Here is a 1,463-nt window from a genome sequence, read left to right as displayed (position 1 = left end):
GAATATCGAGTTGCCAGTTCGACAAACGGAGCTAGGTTATCTGCGGATTTAAATGCAGGTACCTTGGTTTTAGGTGAAGTAGATATACCTAATACGGGAGGATGGCAAAATTGGACTACGGTTTCTCATACGGTTAATGTAAATGCAGGTACATATCCTTTTGGTATTTATGCTGTATCAGGAGGTTGGAATATTAACTGGATTAAAATTACGAATCAAGATACACAAAGGCTTAATGAAATTGTTGGCACTCAATCGGATGATTTAAAAATAACAGTATATCCTAATCCAGTCGAGACAACCTTGTTCTATAGTTCTGATTTGAAAACTTCTAGTATTGAAATTATAAGCGCTGACGGATCTTTGGTGTCAAGGGATAAAACTGCCGCCAATAACGTGGATGTTTCATCTTTAGAATCTGGAGTTTATTTTATTATCATAACTGATAAAGGGGGTAAAAAAATGGCAAAAAGATTTATAAAACAATGAGTGCTTCAATTAGTAAATCTTTAAGAAAAAAATGTAGGTCATCTATTAACCTATTTAATAATATTGATATGGATACAATTAAAATAATACTATTTCTGACTTTTTTTATAATAGTAAATAAAGTAGCTAATTCCCAAAGCTGGGACATAGTTTGGCAAGATGAATTTGATAACGGAATTAGCTCAGACTGGGTTTTCGAAACTGGAAATGGTTCCTCGGGATGGGGTAACAACGAGTTGCAATATTATCGTCGGGAAAATGCGACCGTAGAAAACGGTAAACTGGTTATTACTGCCAAAAGAGAAAGTGTTGGAGGATACAATTATACTTCTTCCAGAATGAAAACACAAGGAAGAAAAAGTTTTAAATACGGCAAGATAGAAGCAAGAATAGCTCTACCCTCAGGACAGGGACTTTGGCCAGCTTTCTGGATGTTAGGTGATAATATTTCTTCTGTAGGATGGCCCGCATGTGGAGAAATAGATATCATGGAACACGTAAATACTAGTCCAGATGTCCACGGAACTATACATTGGCAGGATAATAATGGTAATTATGCCTCTTATGGGGGATACACTCAAGCCAATATAACAGAGTATCACGTGTATTCTGTTGAGTGGGACGAGAATAGTATCAAGTGGTTTGTTGATGGGAATCAATACCATATTGTTGACATAAGTAATGGTATAAATGGAACGAGTGAGTTTCATAATGAATATTTTCTATTGCTCAATTTAGCAGTAGGTGGTAACTGGCCAGGATTTTCAATTGATGATAGTAAACTACCTGCTCGTATGTATGTAGATTATGTAAGAGTATACCGAGCCGGTTCAGGGAACCCCAATCCAACCACGGGAAATGTGACATTATATAGGGACTGTTCTTTTAACGGTTTTTCAGTAGGTCTTTCTGAAGGTAGTTATACGATGACACAATTAGCGGCACTTGGGATACCTAATGACAATGTTTCTTCT

General features: G+C 36.5%; 2 protein-coding genes. Both read left to right on the top strand.

Annotation, left to right across the window (positions count from 1 at the left end):
• Positions 1-489 (top strand): T9SS type A sorting domain-containing protein (locus ACWGOQ_RS24040; protein ID WP_458202899.1); only part of this gene is annotated, 489 nt, incomplete at its 5' end.
• A 68-nt stretch (positions 490-557) separates the two neighbouring features.
• Positions 558-1,463: glycoside hydrolase family 16 protein (locus ACWGOQ_RS24035; protein ID WP_458202898.1), on the top strand; the 906-nt coding region annotated here is incomplete at its 3' end.

The organism is Aquimarina ulvae (genome assembly GCF_053613295.3).
Note: the sequence above shows the minus strand (reverse complement) of the source record. Positions and strands in the feature narration are given on the sequence as shown.